Origin of the sequence: Pseudomonas sp. SIMBA_041 (genome assembly GCF_046535095.1) — a bacterium.
GTDB lineage: Bacteria > Pseudomonadota > Gammaproteobacteria > Pseudomonadales > Pseudomonadaceae > Aquipseudomonas > Aquipseudomonas mucoides.
Genome location: NZ_JAWRXJ010000908.1, coordinates 1 through 237 on the forward strand (window position 1 = coordinate 1; position 237 = coordinate 237).

1 protein-coding gene is annotated in these 237 nt (G+C 56.5%); it reads left to right on the plus strand.

Annotated features, from left to right (window positions below; genetic code table 11):
* Window positions 1–237 (plus strand): hypothetical protein (locus SB725_RS33770; RefSeq protein ID WP_410923767.1); only part of this gene is annotated, 237 nt, incomplete at both ends.

Here is a 237-nt window from a genome sequence, read left to right on the forward strand (position 1 = left end):
GGATATCAAACCATTTGCCATTCAGGGACTGCCGATGTCGGTGCAGCCGACACAGCTGGTGACCGAAACCCTGAACGAACGCCAGGCGCGCGTGCTGCCGCTTAACGAGCTGAAAGACAAGCTCGAGGCGATGGAAGGCGTGCAGTTTAAACAGTTCAACTCCATTACCGATTACCACTCGCTGATGTTCGATCTGGGCATCATCGCGCGTCGTCTGCGCTCCGCATCTGACCGTAG